15 protein-coding genes and 1 pseudogene are annotated in these 22,608 nt (G+C 52.8%); 6 read left to right on the top strand and 10 right to left on the bottom strand.

Annotated elements, in window-relative coordinates; all coding sequences use genetic code 11:
- Positions 1–59 precede the first annotated feature (59 nt).
- The 7 genes from HK25_RS01865 to HK25_RS01835 all read right to left on the bottom strand — a co-directional run bounded on the left by HK25_RS01865 (position 60) and on the right by HK25_RS01835 (position 10,472).
- Positions 60–4,583: an AAA family ATPase gene (locus tag HK25_RS01865; protein WP_086635123.1), complete on the bottom strand. Its 4,524-nt coding sequence runs from the start codon at positions 4,581–4,583 to the stop codon at positions 60–62.
- 14 nt (positions 4,584–4,597) lie between these two features.
- Positions 4,598–5,257: a thioredoxin domain-containing protein gene (locus tag HK25_RS01860; RefSeq protein ID WP_086635122.1), complete on the bottom strand. Its 660-nt coding sequence runs from the start codon at positions 5,255–5,257 to the stop codon at positions 4,598–4,600.
- A 78-nt stretch (positions 5,258–5,335) separates the two neighbouring features.
- Positions 5,336–6,274: a hemolysin family protein gene (locus HK25_RS01855; protein ID WP_086635121.1), complete on the bottom strand. Its 939-nt coding sequence runs from the start codon at positions 6,272–6,274 to the stop codon at positions 5,336–5,338.
- On the bottom strand, positions 6,271–6,768 hold the full coding sequence (gene ybeY, locus HK25_RS01850) for an rRNA maturation RNase YbeY (RefSeq protein WP_086635124.1): 498 nt from the start codon (positions 6,766–6,768) through the stop codon (positions 6,271–6,273). The genes HK25_RS01855 and ybeY overlap by 4 nt, the downstream gene beginning before the upstream one ends.
- A 25-nt stretch (positions 6,769–6,793) precedes the next feature.
- Complete coding sequence (locus HK25_RS01845) at positions 6,794–7,891, bottom strand: PhoH family protein (RefSeq protein WP_086554121.1); 1,098 nt, start codon at positions 7,889–7,891, stop codon at positions 6,794–6,796.
- The gene (gene miaB / locus HK25_RS01840; RefSeq protein WP_086635120.1) at positions 7,888–9,279 is read right to left on the bottom strand and encodes a tRNA (N6-isopentenyl adenosine(37)-C2)-methylthiotransferase MiaB; all 1,392 of its coding nucleotides are present in this window, start codon (positions 9,277–9,279) and stop codon (positions 7,888–7,890) included. The genes HK25_RS01845 and miaB overlap by 4 nt, the downstream gene beginning before the upstream one ends.
- A 176-nt stretch (positions 9,280–9,455) precedes the next feature.
- A complete protein-coding gene (locus tag HK25_RS01835; RefSeq protein ID WP_233127591.1) occupies positions 9,456–10,472 on the bottom strand; it encodes a 1-acyl-sn-glycerol-3-phosphate acyltransferase in 1,017 nt (338 codons plus the stop codon).
- Positions 10,473–10,917: 445 nt separating this feature from the next.
- Here HK25_RS01835 and HK25_RS01830 point away from each other — a divergent pair, with 445 nt between their 5' ends.
- The 6 genes from HK25_RS01830 (at position 10,918) to HK25_RS01805 (ending at position 21,161) form a co-directional block, all read left to right on the top strand.
- The gene (locus HK25_RS01830; protein WP_086554124.1) at positions 10,918–12,789 is read left to right on the top strand and encodes an autotransporter assembly complex family protein; all 1,872 of its coding nucleotides are present in this window, start codon (positions 10,918–10,920) and stop codon (positions 12,787–12,789) included.
- Positions 12,789–17,054 (top strand): translocation/assembly module TamB domain-containing protein, encoded by a 4,266-nt coding sequence (locus HK25_RS01825; protein WP_086635119.1) that lies wholly within the window; start codon positions 12,789–12,791, stop codon positions 17,052–17,054. Before HK25_RS01830 ends, HK25_RS01825 begins: the two co-directional genes overlap by 1 nt.
- 297 nt (positions 17,055–17,351) lie before the next feature.
- Positions 17,352–18,734 carry a family 2B encapsulin nanocompartment shell protein gene (locus HK25_RS01820; protein WP_086635118.1) on the top strand — a complete coding sequence of 461 codons (1,383 nt, stop codon included), beginning with the start codon at positions 17,352–17,354 and terminating at the stop codon, positions 18,732–18,734.
- Positions 18,718–20,229, top strand: coding sequence for a cysteine desulfurase (locus HK25_RS01815; protein ID WP_233127586.1), 1,512 nt, complete (start codon positions 18,718–18,720; stop codon positions 20,227–20,229). Before HK25_RS01820 ends, HK25_RS01815 begins: the two co-directional genes overlap by 17 nt.
- Before the next feature lie 81 nt (positions 20,230–20,310).
- On the top strand, positions 20,311–20,724 hold the full coding sequence (locus HK25_RS01810; protein ID WP_086635117.1) for a YeeE/YedE family protein: 414 nt from the start codon (positions 20,311–20,313) through the stop codon (positions 20,722–20,724).
- An 11-nt stretch (positions 20,725–20,735) separates the two neighbouring features.
- Complete coding sequence (locus tag HK25_RS01805) at positions 20,736–21,161, top strand: DUF6691 family protein (protein WP_086635116.1); 426 nt, start codon at positions 20,736–20,738, stop codon at positions 21,159–21,161.
- Between the two features lie 11 nt (positions 21,162–21,172).
- Here the strand turns inward: HK25_RS01805 and HK25_RS01800 are convergent, their stop codons facing one another.
- The 3 genes and pseudogenes from HK25_RS01800 to HK25_RS01790 all read right to left on the bottom strand — a co-directional run.
- Positions 21,173–21,421, bottom strand: a complete 249-nt coding sequence (locus HK25_RS01800; RefSeq protein ID WP_086635115.1) for a hypothetical protein — start codon at positions 21,419–21,421, stop codon at positions 21,173–21,175.
- 64 nt (positions 21,422–21,485) lie between these two features.
- The gene (gene xth / locus HK25_RS01795; RefSeq protein ID WP_086554226.1) at positions 21,486–22,280 is read right to left on the bottom strand and encodes an exodeoxyribonuclease III; all 795 of its coding nucleotides are present in this window, start codon (positions 22,278–22,280) and stop codon (positions 21,486–21,488) included.
- 144 nt (positions 22,281–22,424) lie between these two features.
- Positions 22,425–22,608: pseudogene (locus HK25_RS01790) on the bottom strand (transposase); the annotation flags it as partial.

Genomic DNA, 22,608 nt, shown 5'->3' with positions numbered 1-22,608 from the left:
TCGGTAAGCCTGTGAATCACAATCTCTCGCTCAGTTCAATAAATTAACAGGTCCTGAGCCTAGGCTGACTGTTGCTGTATAAGCTGAGTCAGGTCAACTGAGAGCACCCGGCTGACCCCTCGCTCCTGCATGGTGACACCAAAAAGATGGTCCATATGGGCCATCGTCAGCTGGTGATGTGTAACGACGAGAAAGCGTGTTTGCGCTTCAGTTACCATATCCCCCATTAACCGGCTGAAGCGTTCAACATTCGCATCATCAAGCGGGGCATCGACCTCATCGAGCACGCAAAGCGGTGCGGGGTTACAGCGAAAAACTGCAAAAACCAGTGAGAGCGCGGTTAACGCCTGTTCTCCGCCTGAAAGCAGAGACAGAGTTGAGAGCTTTTTGCCCGGAGGCTGCGCATAAATCTCCAGCCCTGATTCAAGCGGGTCATCACTGCCAACAAAGCCAAGATGCGCTTTTCCTCCTTCGAACATGCGGGAGAATAAAGCCTGAAAATGCTGATCAATCTGCGCAAAGGTAGCCAGCAGGCGCTCTCGGCCAGTTTTATTGAGCGAGCCTATTGAACCTCTGAGGCTTGCTATTGCTGATCTCAGGTCTGAAATTTCGGTCGTGAGTGTTTCAAGCTGTGTTGATATTTCCTCAGTTTCCAGCTCTGCACGTAAATTGACCGGCCCCATATCCTCACGCTCACGGGTCAGTCGTGCTATTTTACGGCGTAATGCCGTTTCAGCGGCTTCGGTGAGGTCTTCTCTGGCCAGCGTAGTAGTGGAGGGAGGGCGCTCAGCAGGCAGTGCGGCAATAGCAGCCTGTGCCTGCTCGTTCTTCGCCTCAGCTTTCAGTAAGGCTTCACGATGTTCTGCAAGAGCAGCCTCAGACTGACGGCGGAGGGTAGCAGCCTCAGCAAGCCCCTTCTCAGCACGCTCACAATATCCCTGCGCCTGTGTGAATAATGCCTCTGCCTTGTCGCGTTCAGCGATGAGTTTTTGTTCCTGTCTTTCCGTCTCAGCCGGAAGCTCGGCAGCATCCTGATATTCCTGCTGTGCCAGTTTGAGTCGTTCGGCGCACTGTTCCAGCTCGGTTTGTGTTGTGTCTGCCCGTGTTCGCCAGTCTTCTATCGAGACAGAAAGAGTGCTCTGACGGCTGGTGAGGGTAGTCTGCTCAACCTGCAAAGCAGTACGGGTTTCGCGTAATTGTTCGGTTTCAGTAAGAAGCTGTGCTTTGAGCTGCTGCAGCGCGGTCACATTATCTGCCGCGGAGGAGGGAATAGCAGCAACCGCTTCATTCAGTGCTTTTTGTGCAGATTCAAGCTGATATGTACTTTTTTCAGTTTCTGCCTGCAGAAGAGTGTGCTGTGCCCGCAGGGTTTCAAGTTTTGAACGGAGGGTTATGGCCCTTTGCTCAAGTTTCTGGCCGGCCGCTACGGCATTTTCATAAGCCGTTTCAGCACTGGTTACCGCGTGTCGTGCAGCCTGAAATGCGCCCTCGGTTTCAGTGCATTGTTGTTGCGCAGTGCTAAAAGCCTCTTCAAAGAAAGAGAGGTTACTGGTGGATGCGCTCTGATCTTCCAGCTCTTTCACACGCGCTGTTTCTGCAGCCACTGCCTGCTTTAGCCGCTCAGTTTCAGGCTGCATGCTTTCAAGGCGTGCCAGAGCTGCTGAGTGCTGGTTTTCTTTGAGGGTGAGTGCTGCCGTCGTAGTACGTCGCTTTTCTTCCGCAGCCTGAAGGGCACGCCGTGCTGCCTGTTCTGCTTCCTGCGCGGCCTGATTACGCTGCTGTGCGTCTTTCAGGGCCTGCTGTGCTGCTTCAGGCGATGGCAGGGCTTGTTCAGCATTTTTCTTGTCAGATAGCAGTGCCTCTGCGGCTTCACGTGTCTGCACAGCAGCATTCAGCTGTGTAGTGAGCAGTTCAAGCTGTGTCTGTGCACTGATATAGGCCCGCTCGGTCGTTGCTTCCTGTGTTCGGGCCAGTTGCAGGGCCTGTTCTGTTGCTGCACGACGGGTCTGGAAAGCTGCAACCTGCTGCTCATGCGCATGCAGAGCTTCGAGGGCGGTTGTAAGTGTGTGTTCGGCAGTTTCAAGCTCTTGTTTTATTTCACCGATACGCTGTTCGGTTTCTTTAAGAACGCGCTGACGGATAAGGTGACGGGCAGCCTGATTCTGCTTGTCTGCTCTTGTGTAGAACCCGTCCCATCGCCAGAGGTCGCCCTGCAGAGATACCAGGCATTGTCCGGGTAGTAATTGTCCCTGCAGAGCATCGCCGGTTTGTGTATCAGCGACGAGCCCAATAAAGCTGAGCAGTGTTTCAATAACATCCGGTGCTTTGATATAATCTGCCAGAGCGGTCACATTTGCGGGCAAAGCCGGCGCTGACCTGTGTGTTTTATGTGCACGCCAGCCCTGAGGCGTATCACCGGCAAGAGGGGCATCAAGGCCTTTTGCCAGAGCAGCAGCCAGAGCCTGCTCATAAGCTTCCGGGATGGTCATCAGTTCAGAGACAGGCTCATGCGTGGTGGCATAATCCTGATCAGCAGGCTGCGTCAGACCTTCCGCCTGCGCCTGCAGACGTGAAAGCTCAGCCCGTAAGGCGTCACGCTGTGCTGTGGCGCTGCGTTGTGTCGCGCTGAGCGTGGAGTGTGCGGCCTCGCGTTCTTTTAATGTCTCTGAAAGGGTTGTCAGTTCTGTTTCAAGAGTACTGCGTTTTTGCCTGATATCATTGAGCACTTCATCTGCAATGACGGTGCGCCGGGTTTGTTCTGATTTATGGCGTAAGGCAGATTCTTCCTGTCTGGCCTGAAGCAGGGTAGCTTCGGCGGTGCGGCAGGCATCCTGTGCTGTTTTGTGCTGTAGTGTGTTTGTCTGCGCGATACGGCTGGCTTCGGTGAGAGCATCTGTAGTCTGCTGCCTGCTTTGCTGACAGGTTTCGGCTGTGTTTTGTGCCGTCTGATGCTCATGTGTGGCTGAGGCTGCTTCAGTGCGGAGGGCCTCAAGCACATCCTGAGAGAGCAGGCTTTTTTGTGTGCTGGTATAATTATGTTCAAGCCTGGTATAATTCTGAACAAGTGTGTTCAGGCCTGCGCGCGCGCGCGCCAGAGCTGCCTGCGTTTCCTGCTGTGTTTTACGGGCATTTTCTGCATTGTTTTGTGCAATAGACAAAGCGAGCTGAGCGTCAGAACGTGAAGATTCAGCCTGCCTGAGGGTGTGTCTTGCATTGTCACGCTCTGTTGCGCAGTGCGTTATACGGTTTTTGGCTTCTGTCAGTGCCTCTTCAGAGGGGAGGTCATTTTTTACAGACAGGGTCTCAGCCTGAACTCTGCTGAACGCTTCAGTATTGCGGTTATGCTGTACCTGGCTTTGTTCAAGCTGCTCCTGAGCACGGTCACGGTTCAGACCAGCTTTGTAGAGCGTATCATTAAGAGCTGAGAGAGTCTGCTCAGTTTCACTCAGACGGTGCGTTTGTGTGTGGTAAGCATTCTCGGTCTCAGTGATCCGACCCGGCAGAGTGCTCAGAGAGATTTCAGCCGCTTTTTGTTCTGCAATCAGCTGTTTAAGCGTTGTTGCGGCATCTTCAGCTCTGACACGGGCTGCATCTGCATCAGCCTGTTGCTGATGCAGGCGTCCGGCAGAGGCCTGTGCCTGCGCTGTGGCCTTCTCTTTCTCGCGGGTTGTGCTTTCAGCCATAACGCGGCAGCGTTCAAGGGCTGTGCGGGTCGTATCGACCTCAGCACGCAATGCTGGCAGGCGCTGGGTAAGTTCATATTCTGTCAGAACAGCGGTTTCAGTTACTTCCTGCTGTCGGGTCAGGGCAAAGCGTGCTTTGCTGACAGCCGTTCTGGCATTTTCTGCTATATTATGCGCGCGCGCATAGGTGACAGTGAGAAGATCGGTTTCAGCTTTGCGTAAATGAGCTGAAATTTCCCGGTAGCGCGTTGCTTCCTCACACTGGCCTGACAGATTTTCAAGGCGGGATGATAATTGCTGACAGAGATCTTCTGCGCGCAGGAGATTATTCTCTGTGGCTCTGAGTTTTAGTTCTGCTTCATGACGGCGGGCATGCAGGCCGGTAATGCCGGCTGCTTCTTCAAGCAATACACGGCGTTCTTCAGGTTTGGCGCTGACAAGGCGGGCAACACGCCCCTGGCTGACCATTGCTGATGAGCGTGCACCTGAAGCAATATCGGCAAACAGAATTTGTACGTCACGTGCACGGGCAGTTTTGCCGTTAATGCGATATTCGCTGCCCGCACCACGCTCGGCTCTGCGGGTAATCTGCACCTCAGTCTGTCCTGTCAGCAAAGGCAGGCCGGGGCTTTCGACACCTTCGAGTGTGACAGTGACTTCAGCAAACGAGCGGGCAGGGCGACTGGTGGTGCCGGCAAAAATCAGATCATCAAGCTCACCCCCACGGAGTGAGCGTGCTGAGGATTCTCCCATGACCCATCGCAACGCTTCGACTACGTTCGACTTGCCGCAGCCATTCGGCCCGACAATGCCTGTGAGGCCGGGCAGAATATCTACGCTGACCGGGTCAGCAAAGCTTTTAAAGCCTGCAATATGCAGGCGTGTGAAGCGCGCAGCCACAGAGAGAGGCTATGTTAGTGTGAAGCAGCTTCACCCTGTTCAGATTCATCAAGATGTTTGACGAAATCTGTATAGGAGAGCTCGCTGGAAACAACTTCTTTCTTATTAAAGCGGAAAGAGGGGGTCGCGTTGATCTGGTATTTTGCTTCAGCATCTGACTGTTCATTCATAATAAACTGCATCAGCTGCTGATCGTTAAGAACTTTCTGGAATGTGTCACCTGACATGCCCGCAAAAGCGGCCATTTTTTGCAGGGCATCAATAGGGCTGCTGTCTTTTACATAAGCCCAGCGATCCAGGTTAGAGAGCAGAGAGTTGACAAAAGGCTCATATCGCTCCGGAGGGAGGGAGCGTGCAACCATAGCGGCAACAGTCGCCAGCTGATCGGTTGGAAAGTCATGGAAAATATAAAAGACTTTGCCCGTGTCGATCAGATTTTTTTTAACCTCAGGCAGTGTCTCCTGTGCAAAGCCTGCACAGTGAATGCAGGTGAGAGAGAACCATTCTTCAACAACAGCTTTTGCGTTCGGGTTGCCCAGTGTGCGTGGGGTGAAGCGTGTATCTGTTCCCGCAGAGTTTGCTGCACTGCTCTGTGCCAGTGCAGCGCGGCTGGCTGCCCCGGTGAGAAGTGCTGTGGTCGTGGTGACCAGAAGAGAGCGGCGGGAAAAAAGCATGGACAATCCTTCTTCGTCAAAAATCAGGCGATGTTGTTATGTATCATATAACAACATCATGGTGTCAGCTACCTGGTTTTATGAGGCTTCCTGAGTCTTGTTATCTGTTACAGTCATGTCAGTCTCTGGTATTTTACGTACACGAACCCGGCGGATATGTCTTGCATCTGCGTCAAGTACTCTGAAGATAAACCCGTTTTCATGAGTGAGTACTTCACCCCTGATCGGCACATGCCCTGCAAGACGAAAGACCAGACCGCCAAGGGTTTCAATTTCAGCTTCACGCTCTGAAGGGGTCAGAATAGCGCCTATTTTTTCTTCAAACTCACCAACAGGGCAGCGTGCGTCCACATCAAAGGTTCCGTCAGGCCGCTCAGTGATCATGGTCACGGCGGGCTCATCATGTTCGTCTGAGATATCGCCAACAATAGTTTCAATCAGATCTTCGATCGTCACCAGGCCGTCTATTCCGCCATATTCGTCAATAACCAGCGCCATATGTGTCTGACGCTGGCGCATTTGCAGCATCAGGTCAAGCACACGAATTTGCGGTGCAATCATAAGAGGCTGGCGCAGCAGGGCCTCAAGGTTAAAAGCTTCGCTGGTGCCGACATAAGCGATCAGATCCTTAACGTGAATCATGCCGATAATATTATCGAGCTGTTCACGGTAAACCGGCATGCGCGAGTGATTTTCACGGCGCATCATGCTCAGTGCCTCATCAAGGCTGACCGAGACCGGCATGGCTATGATGTCAGGCCGGGGCACCATGACATCATCAGCTGAAATCGTACGCAAACGCAGAATATTGGCAATTAACGCACGTTCCTGACGGTCGAGCTCGGGTTGCTCACCATCTGTTCCGTTTTTTTCTGACTCGTCAGCCGCCTGCTGTACAAGAGCAGCGATGGAGCTGCGTAACCCGGGGGAGTTTTTTCTGCGCCCCAGAAAAGAAAACAGCCCGCGCCTGGGAGGTGTCTGTGCAAAATCCTGCGCTTGCGGATCATACTCGTTCATGAACGCGGCTTCCATGGGTTGGAGATGCCAAGGCGTGAGAGAAGGAGAGATTCCCGCATTTCCATTGTACGGGCCTCTCCCGGGTGATGATGATCATAACCGGCGAGATGCAGATTGCCGTGAATAATTAAATGAGCGAGGTGATCCCCGACAGGTTTTTTAGCCCGGTGTGCTTCACGTACAACTGTTTCAAGTGCGAGAATAATGTCGCCGCCAGGAAAGCCCGGTGGCGGGTCAAATGTCAGAACATTGGTGGGGCGGTGTTTACCCCGGTGAATGCCGTTCAGGCGTTTAACGACCCGGTCGCAGGAGAGTACGACACTTCCTGGCTGATGGCCTGTGTCAGCACATTGTGCAACAGCACGCTGTATTAATGTTGTGACCCTGGGCACATGACGGTGCCAGCGTTTGTCCTCAATAAGAATTTCAGACTGGGTTTCAAACAAATGCGAAGGAAAGGCCCCAGAAAAATGAGGCTCTTCTTCAGAGGTCATGCCCGTTTCATGAGCATGACCGCAACTACCTGGCGGTTCCATTGTTCTCCTGAGTGCGCGTGCTGCGAATATTCGTTTTTTCCGCAGCTGTTTTTGTATCATAGGCTTCAACAATGCGGGCGACAAGCTTATGTCGCACAACATCTGCTGCTTCAAAACGGGTTATGCTGATGCCGGGGACATCTGATAATGTCTCAATCGCATCCCGCAGGCCGGAGGTAACGCCGGAGGGCAGGTCGATCTGTGTCAGATCTCCCGTGACAACCATGCGTGAGCCTGGCCCCAGTCGCGTCAGAAACATCTTCATCTGTGCGATAGTGGTATTTTGTGCTTCGTCGAGGATAACGAAAGCATGAGAAAGTGTACGGCCACGCATAAACGCCAGCGGAGCGACTTCAATCTCACCTGTTGCCATACGGCGCATCACCTGGTCGCCCGGCAGCATGTCATGCAGCGCATCGTAGAGAGGGCGAAGGTAAGGGTCGATTTTATCTTTCATATCACCGGGCAAAAAACCCAGGCGCTCACCGGCTTCAACAGCCGGGCGTGAAAGAATGATGCGTTCAACAGAGCCGGCCTGCAGCATGGCGACAGCCTGAGCAACAGCCAGGTAGGTTTTGCCGGTCCCGGCAGGCCCGATTCCAAACACGAGTTCTTTACGTGCAAGAGCACGCATATAGCCAGCCTGCCCGGCTGAGCGGGGTTCTATCGCACCGCGGCGTATTTTTAATGTGGGGAGGCGTGCATCCTGCGTCTGGTCAGAGGCATTGCCGGCCCCATGCTCAGAGTTTGCCGGGCGTTTTGTATCAGAGTGGAGTGTTGTCATACGTACCGCTGCCTCCAGTGTGCTGATGTCTACCATGCCGCCCGAAGACAGCCTCAGGTATAACTGCTCGAGAGCTGCACGTGCCGTGGCAGCCTCTGGTGCAGCTCCTTTGACGGATATACGGTTGCCACGGCGGGCAATATTAACGTCCAGTGTTTCTTCAAGGTGCTGCAGATGACGATCATGGTCTCCGACCAGTCTGGCCAGGAGTGTATTATCTTCGAACTGCAGCGTAAGGGTCTTTTCTGCTTCGTTCTCTGAAGTCAGCTCAGATAAGGACTGGCGTGTTGTATTCAAGCGTCAACGGTCTCCTTTACCATGATACCATTGAGTGAGTTGGTAAGGCGTTCGGTGATTGTAACAGAAACAGTCTGACCAATCAGCTCTTCTGTCCCTGTGATGTGCACAGGCTGTAACCATGGTGATCTGCCTGTGATCTGCCCGGGTTTACGGCCTTTGCCGGTCAGCAGAACAGAGATACTCTGACCGATAAGGGACTCAGCAAAGTCATCCTGCTGCTGACGAAGCAGGGCCTGCAGAGCCTGGAGGCGGGTATCCTTCACGTGCTCAGGCACCTGGAGAGGGGCGCCGGCAGCCGGTGTACCAGGGCGCTGCGAATATTTAAACGAATAAGCCAGTGCAAAGCCAACATCACGCACAAGCTGCATTGTCTGTTCAAAATCTTCATCAGTTTCGCCTGGATGGCCGACGATAAAGTCTGATGAGAGTGCCATATCAGGACGTACATCACGAAGCTTTTTAATGATCTCACGATATTCGTCAGCGGTATGACCACGGTTCATTGCAGTAAGAATACGGTCAGAGCCCGATTGTACCGGCAGATGCAGGAAAGGCATCAGCTCAGGCAGGTCACGGTGTGCATTAATCAGAGAATCATCCATATCGCGAGGGTGCGATGTGGCATAGCGAATACGCGTAAGACCGGGGATTTTTGCCAGTTCATACGCAAGGTCAGCCAGCCCCCAGGTTTTACCATCGGGGCCTTCACCGTGGTAAGCGTTAACATTCTGACCCAGCAGACTGATTTCCTGCACGCCGCTTTCCACCATACGTCTGGCTTCTGCTATGACAGAGGTTACCGGCCGGCTGCTTTCAGCACCACGGGTATAAGGGACCACGCAGAAAGAGCAGAATTTGTCACATCCTTCCTGAATGGTCAGAAAAGCTGTGAGGTTGCCAGCTGTCTGCGGGGCGGCAGAATCTGGCAGAAAATCAAATTTCTGTTCTGCAGGAAAGTCAGTTTCGATGACTGCACCACCGGCGCGCGCTGCACGGGCCACCATTTCTGGCAGGCGGTGGTAAGTCTGCGGTCCCATAACGATATCGACGTAAGGTGCACGTGACAGGATCTCCTGTCCTTCAGCCTGAGCCACGCACCCTGCAACAGCAATAACGGTCTGCTTCCCTTCTGCTTCACGGGTATTTTTGATGTTTCGCAGGCGGCCAAGTTCAGAGAACACCTTTTCAACGGCTTTCTCACGAATATGACAGGTGTTGAGAATAATCATATCTGCGTGGTCAGGCGCATCAACAGGCTCATAGCCCAGCGGGCGCAGCACATCGCTCATACGTGCACTGTCATAGACATTCATCTGGCACCCCCATGTAATAACATGCAGACCCCGACGGGTGCTGGTGCTGGTGGTGGTGGCAGATAAGGTCATGATTCTAAACACTCGTATATGCTGCGGGTCTGTCCCGTGCAGCAGAAATAAAGGACAAAGCCAGGAAATGTGGAAGTTCGGGTCATTTTCTCATATGACGCGGCGTTTTTCCAGTTCTGTGTTCTGGCCGGCTGCAAAAAAGATAATGTGCCGGAGATTTTTTGTTATGATGTGTCTTAATGGCGGCGTGTCTTCTGGCGACTTGCACTGAGACGCCGACTCATTTTGTCGAGCTTTCCTGCCAGCCCGCGCAGTGTGTCGCGGGGCAGAGACGTCGGGGCGTGCTTTGCCGGCTCGGGTGCTGCATCGGGGTTGTTTTGTCTCAGATCTGCAGCCCCCTGTGCAACGGCCTTCCATGTGGCCTGGGCAAGGGCTTTGCGGCTCGGGTAAAGCTCAGGGTCCAGAGGTTCGTGGAAAATAACGCTGGCCCGTGCCTGTTTCCATTGCGTCAGCTGCCACAGGTGCGGGCCAAGCTCCATCTCCGCATACCATGCAAAGACGGGTCGTTTCAGGCGCTGTACGGGCAGGCCGTTGAGCTGATCATAGACAAGGGAAACAGGTTGTATGATAGGGGTCATGCCCGGGGCAAATGTTGCGCCGGAGAGGGGCGGTGCGCCATTCGTTTTTGCGCTGCCACGCAGCTGAGGTGGTTTGGCAATTGCAAAAAAGGTGGACATGAAAGGCAGAACCCGTGAACCGTCTGAAGATGTTCCTTCAGGGAACAGCACCATATTGTTGCCTTCGTTCAGGGAGCTGAACATTTCGTCGCTTTCACGTCCGGTAGAACTGCGGTTGCGACTGACAAAAATTGTTTCGCCAATTCTGGCAATCAGCCCCATTCCGGGCCAGCCCAGAATATCACTTTTGGCAACGAAAACTGTGGGCAACACTTTGCCAAGCACCAGTACATCAAGCCATGAAGAGTGGTTTGAGATGTAGATGACCGGCCGCTCGCCTCTTTTTCTGGCTCTCCTGCCTCCTGTTGTGCCGGCTCTGTGCCCTATGGTCCGGACACGGATGCCGAGCAGACGGCAGAGCGTGCTGAAAATGACACGGCTCCACCTGATTTTAGCGGTGCCGGGAACCCGCAGCAGAAGCGCCCGGAAAGCAACAGAACCCGGGATCCACACAGATATGGCGACCAGACGCCTGGCGCTGCGTACACGCTGCTGAAGCACGCACAAACGTTCCACCCATCGGGGGAGAGGGGAGAGAGACCCCGGGGGCGCAGCATCTGAATAATCGGAGCTGAGCGGGCGATGAGATGAGCGAGCGCGGCGTTTAGTCACAGATGATAACCTGTCCGACAAAAGAGGAACAGAACATGATATACAGGCGGCATGACATATTTCCACACATAACGCGAACTTACACTTTTGGAAATCGTGTATGTACGCAGCAACGACGTGTTCCGATGTTCTGATGAAAGGATATTCAGGGCAGAAAGCGTGTTTCGCCCTGTTTTTGTCATGCTGACAGGGTATAAGTGTGAAACGATAAAAATATTATGAGTACAAACAGGTGAAAGAGGCGGAGCGTGACAGGGCGGTCGGGAAGCAATCAGTGAGTTGGAAACAATGTTGTGTTCAGAAGTTACAGCTCCTTGCAGCGAATCGTGTTCTGGCGGGCCTCTCGTTCATGCTGTTGTACCCGGGTAATGCAGCAAGAGCAGCTGACCCTCAGCCTTATACTGTCAGTCTGACCTCTACAGGTGATGCCGGGCTGGATGCAGCTCTTAATGCATCCTCCAACCTGGTCAGTCTCGAGAATACAAATCCGGTTGGCCCGTTTGCACTGGCCGGGCGTATTCGCGGTGACTATGAGCGGCTTCAGGTTGCCCTGGAAAGTTACGGTTATTACGGCGGCAAAATTATTATTACCCTTCACCGTGCCAAAGGGTCTGATGCTCCTGAGATTGATGGTGAGTCTTCCTCAGTTGCATCGTGGATTGATACGGTTCCGGCAAAAGAAAAAATCTCAGTCAATATTTCGGCACAGAGAGGGCCGCTTTTTCATTTGGGGCGTATCAGTGTCATTGAACCCTCTTCTGGTAAGGAGCTGCATCTTACCGCAGCGCAGGAGAAGGCTTTTGATCTGCACACAGGTATGCCTGCTGTCGCCAGTCAGGTGCTGGGGGCTCAGGGCCGCTTAACCCAGCTTCTGATGGAAGAGGGGCATGCGCTGGCGACGATAGCGGCACCAAAGGCATATTTGCACCCTGAAAGCCATACTCTGGATATTGTTTATGATGTTGTGCCCGGCCCGGTTCTGAATATTGGTATGATCACCCTGAGCGGACTGAAACATACAAACCCCTCTTTCATACGTCGTCGTCTGACTATACATCCCGGCCAGCTTTATCAGCCCGGCAAGATCGATGCCGCGCGTCAGGACCTTGTTAATCTGGGTATTTTCTCAAATGTTGCTGTCCGAGATGCCTCACAAAAAGCGGTAGCTGGCACAATGCCGCTTGATTTTCACTTTGCTGAAGCAAAACGTCATCAGATTGGTGCTGAAGCAGGTTACTCAACAGATCTGGGTATACGCGGCGGGGTGAACTGGACACATTATAACCTGTTCGGTAATGCAGAGAGACTTAAGATTGCCGCCCTTGTTGCGGGTATCGGTGCGTCAGCTCAGCAGGGGCTGGGCTATGATTTCTATGCGGATTTTCTTAAGCCTGATTTTTTTGGTGACCGGCGTAATCTGAGTGTGCGTGTTGAAGGGCTGAAGCAGCTTTTCTGGTCTTATCGTCAGACCGCTCTGCTGGCACGTGTGGGCGTGGCGCAACAGCTTGGCAAGCACTGGAATCTTAATTATGGCGTGGCTGGGATTCAGGAGAAAGTCGAGCAGTTTGGCGTAACGCGTAACTATACAATCGCGTCTCTGCCAATATCAGCTTCGTTTGATAATACGGGTGTATCAAATCCGATTATACCGGCCACTCATGGTTTCAGGCTCAATATGGGGGCAACACCTTCTTTGTCTTTGGGGAGCAAAGGTGTAGGCACCTCGTTGTTTACCATTTTTAATGCAACAGCTTCTACCTATTTTGATCTGGCTAATTTTGGTATCAGCCAGCCGGGGCGCAGTGTGTTTGCCTTCCGGGCCACGCTGGGTACTATTCAGGGAGCCGGTACTTATGACATTCCGCCAGATCAGCGGTTATATGCCGGTGGCAGTGCGACCGTGCGAGGGTATCGCTGGCAGGGTGTCGGGCCTCAGTATGGCAGAACACGTTACGCTATAGGTGGTACATCGCTTGATGCCGGTACGATCGAGTACAGGCAGCGTGTGCTTTCAAGCTTTGGTTTTGCAGGCTTTATCGACGCTGGTCAGGTTGGCAGCAACAGCGCACCCTTTGTTGGCACAGTACGGGTAGGTACCGGCGGAGGGCTTCGTTATTACACGCCTATTGGCCCTGTGCGTCTTGATATTGGTGTGCCGCTTAACCGGCCCCCGCGCGGCAGCCGGTGGCAGCTTTATATCGGTCTGGGAGAAACATTCTGATGTCAGCGCAAGGTCATGAGGCGCGTTCAGTGCGTCGTTCGTTCCTGCGTCTCTCCGGGCGTATTGCTGCGTATGCGGGCGCAGGTATCCTGGCGCTTTTTATCTTTGTGCTGGCTGTTATTCTGATAGGGGCAAATACCGGCGCGGGGCGCCGCCTTATCATGCAGCAAACGGCTTCGCTGACAGGCAACACGGTTCTTCTCAGCGGGCTTGGGGGGCGGTTTCCTGATAACCTGCGCCTTGAAAAAATTGAGATCAAAGATGCTCAGGGTGTCTGGTTAAAGCTGACACATCTGCACCTTAACTGGTCTCCTCTGGCTCTGGTAAGTCGCACAGCAAAGGTTTACACAGCCACGGCCGATCAGCTCGATATCCCGCGACTGCCTGTTTCTGATGGCAGCACCTCAGAAAGCTCAGAGACGCCATACAATCTTGGCATTAAAATAGACATACAGAGCCTGGCTCTGACGCGTATAAATGTGGGTGCGGCTCTTGCAGGGCAGGCTGCCAGTTTTGGCTTGCAGGGGCATGCCCGTTTATCCTCTCTCGATGCTGTGCTGAACGGATTATCGCTTAAACATCTGCCTTCTTCAGTAATTGACCTGCATGTTAAGCGGCTTGATCAGGTCGGGCAGGTTAACCTTATGACGACAACCGATGACGGCAAACTTGCGCTGCATCTGGATGCTCACGAGGATAATGAAGGTTTTACGGCGAAGCTCCTTAAACTGCCGCAACTCACGCCGTTGTCCGTGGTAGCGGATATGAAGGGACGCACAACGGCTGAAGCGCTTACGCTTAATGTCGGGGCGGGGCCGGTTACGCTGAAAGGTGAGGGTACACTGGACCTTGTCACAAAGCATTTTGTCTCCCTCCAGGCCGGGCTTGATGCCCCGCAGATGACCCTGCGCCCTGATATTGGCTGGGGTGGTATTCATCTTGATGCGCAGCTTCAGGGTGACATGATGGCACCTGATGGTCATGCTACTCTGGAAGTGGACCGTCTGGCCGCTGCAGGAGCCGGGGCTGGCACGCTCAGGGTCGATTTTTCAGGGCAGACTGGTCATAAAGGTCAGGAAGATCTTTTGCATCTTTTACTGACAGCTCAGGGTATTCGCCTGCCAGGGCCGGCACCTTTGCTTCTTGCATCTGCGCCTTTGCGTCTTGATGCCAGCCTGCACCCGGGTGAATCTGGTAAACCGCTGGATTTTGATCTTTCTCATCCTCTGCTGCACCTGAACGGGCATGTTATGGTTGCGGCCCCGCAAAAAGGCACGCTGACACTTGCGCTGCCCGACCTGAAACCTCTGGCGCAGATTGCTAAAACTCCGCTGGAGGGGCATGCCGGGGTTGATGCAGGGTTTGCTCTGCCTGCAAGCCCGGAGGGTGACACGCATATTAATGCCAAAGGCCAGCTTGCTGTTACAGGCGGGCAGGCGCAGGCAGTCGGGCTGATCGGGTCTGAAGGCACTTTTGCCCTGGATACGATTTTAAGGTCGTTCAAACAGGCCGTGTCTGAGAAAACGGAGGAGAAACCTCACGTTAAAGCCGATAAGCAGAAGGTTGCGACAACGCAGGTTAAAGAGGGCACACAGGTTGATGTGCAGCATTTTTCTCTTGACGGACAGGCCCTTCACCTGACGGCTCAGGGGCTGGTGAACCTGGGGCAGGACATGAAGGTAACGGCCAGCCTTGCTCTGACTGACCTGAAAAAAATTCTGCCTTCACTGCGTGGTGCTCTTAAGCTGGACCTTAATACCGAAGGGCCGATGGATGATTTTGGGGCCGGTATTCATCTTGAGGGCACTCCAGGTACCGCTACAATGCCACCGGGGCCGGTTACATTTGATGCCCGGCTGGCACATTTACCTTCAGCTCCTGAGGGTACACTGACGGCACAGGGTTCGGTAGATAAAGCACCTCTCCTGCTCGATGCAGCATTTTCTCAGGCTGCTGACGGCGTGCGTGAGCTGCATCTTAACAAACTCTCCTGGAACAGCCTTCAGGGTAAAGGGGATCTGTCTCTGCCACAGGGTGCAGTCCTTCCACTGGGTGACCTGACATTAAAAATAGACCGCCTGGCAGATTTCAGAAATATGACCGGCCAGCAGATTATGGGTGCCATTGCAGCCAGTGTGCAGACCACGCAGGAGGGGGCAGCTCCGCGAGTAGCGCTGAAGGTCAATGGCCACGTTACCATGCCGCAGGTTACGGTTGGTAATCTGTCTCTTGCCGGCTCAGTACTTGACCCTGTGCAGCACCCTGATGCTGATTTGACGTTAAAACTCTCAGGGCTGGCTGCCAGTGGTGTAACAGGGCAGGCTGCTGTGACAGCAAAAGGGCCTGAAAATGCCATGCTGATTACGGCCCTTGTGGGGCCGGCCAGCTGGTCCAAAAGCCCTCTCGCGCTTGATGTTTCGAGTGTGCTTAACCTGCCGGCAAAGCAGGTGCGTATTCAGAGATTATCAGCAACAGCAAAAGAGGAAACACTGAAGCTTCAGGCACCGGTGCAGGTTTCATTTGGTGATGAGGTCGGGGTAGGCCGCCTGCGTGCGATACTTACAACACCGGGCGCAAGCCCTGCTACGATTGATGTTGCCGGGCGCGTAAAACCTAAAATTGCGATGACGGCAAATATTCAGCATCTGACACCGGCCCTCGCGCATCCCTTTATGCCTTCTTTGCATGCGCAGGGTGATATAGCCCTTTCTGCTGTCGTGAACGGAATGCCCGGTAATCTGACAGGGCGCGCTCAGCTGACAGGGCGTGACCTGCGCCTGCAGGGGAGCTCAGCCCTGGCGTCGCTTCCCGCTCTGGCAATTGATGCGAAAGCAGAAATGGCCGGCGATGGCGCGCATGTTACGCTTACAACCTCAGCGGGATCAAAATTTCAGCTTGGCCTTACAGGTACCGCACCGCTCTCATCGACTGGTCCGGTTGATATGAGGGCGAACGGAAGGCTTGATTTGTCTATCGCTAATGGTGTGCTAGGCGCACAGGGGCGTGAAGCCCGGGGCGTGATGCAGCTTGATATGCGTGTGGCCGGACGCTTACCATCACCTGTCGTGACAGGCGCAATTGATTTACAAAAGGCTGAATTTCAGGACTTCGCACAAGGTGTACGCCTGTCTGATATAAACGGCCGTATTGTCGGTGAGAAAGACCATATTGTTATTCAGAGCCTGACCGCTAAAGCTGGCAAAGGGACAATAGGCGTTGCAGGTTCGGCCGGGGTGCTCGCTCCGGGTATGCCGGTTGATGTGCGTATTACGGCAAAGAATGCCAGTCCGGTTGCGAGCGACCTGCTTACGGCTGCGTTTAATGCTGATATTGCGATTAAAGGGCAGGCGACGACACGTATCGATGTTGACGGTAACGTTAACCTGCAAAAAGTAAATGTGAATATTCCCAGTTCACTGCCAACCTCCGTTGCACAGCTTGATGTTATTCGTCCAGGCCAGCAGGCAGCAGCACCGGCAGAGCATACGGAAGAAGCTCATGCGGTGGTGATCGGTCTTGACCTCCAGGTTATATCACCGGGTATGTTTTATGTGCGAGGTCATGGTCTTGATGCAGAGATGGCAGGTAATCTGCTGATTAAAGGTACGGCGAGCAACCCGAATATTACCGGTGGTTTTGACCTTAAGCGTGGTAACTTTGATCTGGCTGGTATTTCCCTCAATTTTACGCGCGGTCGTGTTGCATTCAATGGCAGTGGTGTGAGTCATAAGCTTGACCCCACTCTTAATTTTGAAGCTGACAGGTCGGTGCAGGGGCGTGTGGCGATGCTGAAGGTTGAAGGCTATGCCAGTGAGCCAAGAATTAGCTTTTCATCGACCCCTGAACTGCCGCAGGATCAGGTGCTTGCCTTGTTACTTTTCGGGACAGATGGTCACGCTTTGTCCTCCGCGCAGATGATTGAGCTGGGTGCGGCGCTGGCGACGCTGAGTGGTGTGACCACTTTTGACCCTATGGGCATGCTGCGTAAAACGTTAGGTCTTGATCGCCTGGCTATTGGCGGCGGTTCGGGGGTTGGTAATGGTGGTACCACCGTTGAGGCCGGAAAATACGTGATGAAGGGCGTATATGTTGGCGCCAAGCAGTCAACTTCAGGTGCAGGCACTCAGGCTCAGGTGCAGGTTGACCTTACAAAACATCTTAAGCTTAATACGACAGTCGGTACCGGCGGGAACGTAACAGGCTTTACTACCCCGGAAAATGATCCGGGCAGTAGTGTTGGTCTGTTGTGGGAGTATCGTTATTAGTTATAACTTCGCTTCACTGATGTGTGGAGCGAAGTCAATATTGCCAGCTATCGGTCTGAATATATATAATTTACTTATTTATATATCTGAAAATAAGTATTCGCCACTTTTGTTTTATTGACATTTTGTAATAATATACTACGCTCATGTAAAGAATCCGGATTTAAAATAATCTGGTAAATAAAGGGAGCGAAAAAATTGGTTTATCCGGTTCGTCCTGAGAGTCGATGTTGCTGATTGATTAATATAAATATTCATTAATCTGACATCTATTTAAAAATACAGGGTTTTTAGATCATGACGGAAATACATCCTGCAACCTCAGCAGGAGCTTCAGCACTTGATCGTAACCTGTCTGCCAGACAGCTTTCGACAGCACATGTTACGCAGGTTCAGAATCTCGAACGTACTCCACGCTGGCTGCATCGCCTTTTGCCGTGGGTGAATGTTGGTGGTGGCGTGTTTCGTGTTAACAGGCGCCGCATTATCTCCCCGTGGTTTGCTGGCGTTGTTTTTAGCGGAACCGGCGACAGGCTTCACCCGACGTCAGAAAGCCTTGCTGTGTTTCCGGGCTTTTCAGCTCAGAAGCATGCGGAAATTGAGAAAGCTGTGCAGGCTTTTAAAACCCGTAATATTGCCGCGGGTGAAGAGTTTTCTGTTGATAATGGCAGCCTGCTGATTGTTGCCGAAGGTCAGGTGCAGCAAAAGGTCAAGGCTGCGCAGGGGCGTTATATCCGGCATCTGCTGCTGGCGCCGGGGCAGAGTGGCCTTGTCAGGCATAATGAAAAATATGGTGTGCTGATTGCTGTGGGTGAGACGAAAGTCGTTACGCTTTCACCTGATACCGTTCACGAGCACCCCTGGCTGGCAGAGACATTCAGTCATTTCGGGCATGGTAATACAGGTGCATCCGGCACTAACCAGTATGGTGAGGCCGCGGTTCAGGTTCTCTCAAGCGTTGATGGTGAGCCCAGGCTGCCGACAACTTTTGTTGATTATCAGGACCGCCCGCGTGAGTATTACCTCCATTCTTTACAGACAGTCCTGCGTACGCACACACGTGTCACAGATCTTTACAGTAATGAGTTTGATCAGCTGCGTGAGCAGGTAAGGGTAGTCATAGACGTTATTCGCGAGCGCGAGGAGTGGGAGCTGCTGAATAACCCTGAATTTGGGTTGCTGCGTGAAACAGCAGTTGCACAGCGTATCCCGACACGGAGTGGCCCGCCGACACCGGATGATCTGGATGAGCTGATTAGTAAGGTCTGGAAAAAGCCGGCTTTCTTCCTGGCTCACCCTAAAGCAATAGCTGCGTTTGGTCGTGAAGCCACGCGTCGCGGTGTGCCGCCACCAACAGTAACGTTATTTGGCTCACCTTTCCTTACGTGGCGTGGTATTCCGCTGGTGCCATCTGATAAAATTCCGGTTTCTGAAGCGGGTGAGACAAGTATTCTCCTGCTCCGTGTGGGTGAAGAAGAGCAGGGCGTTATCGGATTGCATAACACCGGTATTACCGGTGAAGTCGAGCCTGGTCTTTCTGTACGCTATAGTGGCACAGATCAGTATTCTGTCGCGTCACACCTGATTACACGTTACTTCTCAGCTGCTGTTCTGGTTGAAGACGCTATTGCCCGGCTCGATAACGTGTTGATTGGAAACTATTATGACTACACGACCTGATGTTGATAATGCACCGGGTCTTAAAGCGCATCAAAATCTTATAGCGCAGGCTCTGAGAGATGTGCTGAGCGAGGGGGCTGTCAAAACGGCCTCCACCGCTCATTCTTCCCCGGTTACGTCGCCTTTGCCAGTGGTTTCGGGGGCAGAGGCTTCGGTTTATGAGCCTGTGTGGTCTCGTACACCGGTTTCTGCGCCGGCTGATAATGGACTGAATAATTTTTCAGAGGAAACAGTCTCTCCGTTTTTTACCGGTCATTTTTCTGTGCTAGGAAGTTTACTTAAAAATGAACCTTTACCTAAAAATCTGCCGTATTTTCTGCGGGGGCAGCAGGCACAGGCAGCTGTCCGGGAAACAACCCTGACGCCGTATGATATCGGGCATATCAGAAACGATTTCCCGGTGCTTCATCAGTCTGTTAACGGGCATAAGCTGGTGTGGCTGGATAACGCGGCAACAACCCAGAAGCCACGCACTGTTATTGATGCAACATCGCGTTTTTACGAGCATGATAATTCAAACATCCATCGTGCGGCCCATACACTGGCTGCACGCTCGACGGATGCTTTTGAAGGAGCGCGTGAGAAGCTGCAGCGCTTTATTGGTGCGCGTGAAGCCGCAGAAATTGTTTTTGTCAGAGGGACGACAGAAGCCATAAATCTCGTTGCCCAAAGTTATGGGCATGCGAATATTGGGGCTGGTGATGAAATTTTAATCACAACAATTGAGCACCACGCCAATATTGTGCCATGGCAGCTCCTGGCAAAACAGACCGGTGCTGTTTTGCGAGTTGCTCCGGTCAATGACAGAGGTGAGCTGCTGATGGATCAGTTTGCATCGCTTCTTTCTGGTCGTACAAAAATTGTCGCGGTGACGCATGTGGCAAATGCTCTGGGCACAATTAACCCAGTTGAGCAGATTGTTGCTCTTTCGCACGCTTATGGTGTGCCGGTTCTGGTCGATGCAGCACAGTCCTCGCCGCATCTGCCGTTAAATGTTGCTGCCCTGGACGCTGATTTCCTGGTGCTCTCAGGCCACAAAATTTATGGGCCAACCGGCATTGGTATTCTTTATGGCAAACGCTCTTTGTTAGAGGCGATGCCCCCATGGCAGGGGGGCGGGCATATGATACGCGACGTGACATTTGGTCATACAGAGTTTCAGGGGCTGCCTGAGAAATTTGAAGCTGGTACGCCTGATATTGCCGGTGCAGTCGGGCTGGGTGCGGCAGTTGATTATCTTGAGCAGATTGGTTTGCCTGCTATTGCTGCGCACGAACATGCCTTGCTGGAATATGCGACAGCAGAGTTTGCACGTCTGCCGGGAGTGAGAATTATCGGTACGGCTGCGGCAAAGGCCAGTGTTCTGTCCTTTGTTGTTAAGGGTTATGATGTGACAGATGTGGCAAAATATCTTGACCAGCACGGCATCGCTGCGCGTTCTGGTCATCATTGTGCGCAGCCGGCCTCAGGCGTTTTGGTGTGGAGGCAACAGTAAGAGCATCTTTCGGGCTGTATAACAGTTTTGAAGATGTCGATGCTCTGGTCTCGACATTAAGAAAGCTCGTCAGGCAGTAATATGACGTTAGCCATTCTCAGTGCGCTTGGCGGCGGTATCCTGATCGGGGGTGCCGCCGTTTTTATGAAAGCTGCGACAGGGCATATTCCCGGTGTTAGTGGCATTATGGGGCGCGCGATCATCTCGCCTCCGGCTCTCTGGTGCTGGGCTTTTCTCGCCGGTATTGTCGGCTCAGGTGTGATGGCCCGGTTTGTCTGGGGGTGGAGTGTGCCTGTTTCCTTCAGTCAGTCGGGCTGGCCGCTGCTCATGCTTTCAGGTGTGCTGGTTGGTGTGGGTACCAGGCTTGCCAGAGGGTGCACGAGTGGTCACGGGGTTTGTGGGCTGGGGAATTTGTCAGGTCGATCTCTGATCGCTGTTTTATGTTTTATGGTGACAGCAGGCCTTGTTGTCTTTGCACGACATTACACAGGTTGAAACTAAAGCATATGAAAAGTCTGTTTGCTTGTATCAGTGGTTTGGTTTTTGGCATCGGGTTGCTGGTTTCCGGTATGGCTGATCCGGCGAATGTAACTGGTTTCCTTGATGTTGCCGGCCGGTGGACACCGCTTCTGGCATACGTAATGGGAGGGGCCGTGGCTGTTACACTGCCAGGCTTCTGGTGGCTGCGTCGTCGGTCTGAGGGCGCGCTGCAATGGCCTGCTCGGTGGCCGCCTGATGTCGCACTGATAGCCGGGTCTGTAATTTTTGGTTTTGGGTGGGGGCTGACAGGTGTGTGCCCAGGGCCTGCCCTGGTGTTGCTGGGGCTTGGTGCACCGCAGGCGGTGTTATTTGTGCTGAGTATTCTTGCCGGGTGGAAGGCAATACAATTACTTTCTGAGTGCAGGCCACTACTGCCTGCGCTCAGAAAGTAATATGCCTTAGCTTAATTTCCGGTCATTTTTTCACGCAGGGCACCTAATTGCGCAAGCAGCCCTTCGTGCTCTACTTGAGGATCTTTGACCTGTAAAAATTCTGTAGCGCTAAAATCGTCGCCTCTTTTGCGATTTTGCGGGGGCTCCAGCCCCTCAATGAGCAATGCATTTATAGAATCAGTAATTTCAGTATACGACATGGCAGAGTTACTACCCTGAAGAACCTTGATGATAGCGTCACGCCATGTCATTTCAGCCACTATTTTCATCCATAATAGAAAAAACAGCGGGAAGGTAAGTTATAAAATCTGCGCTCCATATACTCTAAAGTTTCAGGTCGAGCATAACAGGTACATGATCGGAGGGGGATGACCAGTCGCGTGCGTCACGCAGCACGGTCATGTTTTCTAAAGCTGGTGTCAGGTCAGGGGTTACCCATATATGGTCGAGCCTGCGTCCGCGGTTAGATTTTTTCCAGTCCCGGTTACGATATGACCACCAAGTGTAAAGTTTTTCGTTTTCAGGCACAAAGTGGCGCAGGGCATCAGTAAAGCCGCCATTCAGCCATTTATTCAGGCGTTCTGTTTCAGGTGGGGTGTGGCTGACAACATTCTGCAGCTGTTTGTGGCTCCAGACATCATGTTCAAGTGGCGCAATATTCAGGTCGCCTGTGAGGATGCTGCGAGAGGGAGGATGTTGCGCAAACCACGCCGTTACTTCCTCAATAAACGCAAGTTTATGCGCAAATTTAGGATTTTCCGTCGTGTCAGGTATGTCACCACCGGCCGGAACATAAAAATTATGCAGGGTTACAGGCCCGCCTGGCAACTCAAGTGCGACGGCTGCATGTCGGCAGTCCTGCTGGCCATACCAATCAGGCAGGTTTTCCAGCGGCGTTAGCGGCAGACGGGAAAGAACAGCAACGCCATTGTAACTTTTCATGCCTTTATAGTGCAGGTGTGTGTAGCCCATCTCCCGCACAGCAGAGGCGGGAAAGAGCTCGTCAGTCACCTTTGTCTCCTGCAGGCAGATGACATCAGGCGAGAAAGTGCGCGTCAGTGTCTCAATATGAGGCAGGCGCAGGCGGAGGGAGTTGATGTTCCATGTGATAAGTCGCATGTCAGAGCCATTACGCATCCTGTCAGCCAGAGCAAGTAAAATTCTTTAGGTTCAGGAATCATTTTTTAAGATAGGAGATGAAACGTGCTGCGATATGAATTGCGGACATGAAAGTATGAGTAATGCGATCGTATCTGGTCGCCACGCATCGATCATCAGACGCTTCGCCCGGCCAGCCTGTTTTGTCAGGGGTGTAAAGATCCTGTCAAAGACACCCAGGCGGCTCCAGCGAATGAAACGATTGTATAAAGTCTTATGCGGGCCATACGCTTTGGGAGCATCTTTCCACTGAAGCCCGTTGCGGATCACATAAACGATCCCGCTCAGA

Source organism: Acetobacter sp. DsW_059, assembly GCF_002153695.1.
Taxonomy (GTDB): Bacteria; Pseudomonadota; Alphaproteobacteria; order Acetobacterales; family Acetobacteraceae; genus Acetobacter; species Acetobacter thailandicus.
Note: the sequence above shows the minus strand (reverse complement) of the source record. Positions and strands in the feature narration are given on the sequence as shown.